Here is a 459-nt window from a genome sequence, read left to right as displayed (position 1 = left end):
GAAGGCAAAATCCTCAAAGTGTACGATGGCGAGATCTTCTATCATCGCTGATCCGCGCAATCTCCACGTCCGCCCCGGCGAGCCAGCGGACTCTCCGGCGCTGCGCCAGATCTTCCTGCGGGCGCGCAGTTTATCGTGGACCTGGCTTCCCGCCGCGGCGTGGCGGCTGGAGGATTTCGATGCCGCCACCGCGGATGAACAACTGTGGGTCGCGGAATGCGACGGCCAGCCGGTGGGCTTTGCCGCCGTATGGACCGCCGATAATTTCCTTCACCATCTGTTTGTCGACCCCGACTGGCAGGGTAAACATATCGGCAGCGCGCTGCTGGCGCAGGTCGAACGGACCTTTTCCGCCAGCGGAACGCTGAAGTGCCTGATGGAAAATAAAAACGCCCTGCGCTTCTACCAGCGTCATGGCTGGACCATTGAAGCACAGGGCGCGTCGCCCGAGGGCAGATA

1 protein-coding gene is annotated in these 459 nt (G+C 61.9%); it reads left to right on the top strand.

The window, feature by feature from the left end; all coding sequences use genetic code 11:
- Nucleotides 1–25: 25 nt before the first annotated feature.
- Nucleotides 26–459: GNAT family N-acetyltransferase (locus LU493_RS19570; protein ID WP_275289474.1), on the top strand; the 434-nt coding region annotated here is incomplete at its 3' end.

Source organism: Halomonas elongata, from assembly GCF_029081005.1.
In the GTDB taxonomy this organism is placed as follows: Bacteria; Pseudomonadota; Gammaproteobacteria; order Pseudomonadales; family Halomonadaceae; genus Halomonas; species Halomonas elongata_B.
The sequence above is the reverse complement of the archived record's forward strand: the minus strand, read 5'-3'. Positions and strand labels throughout refer to the sequence as shown.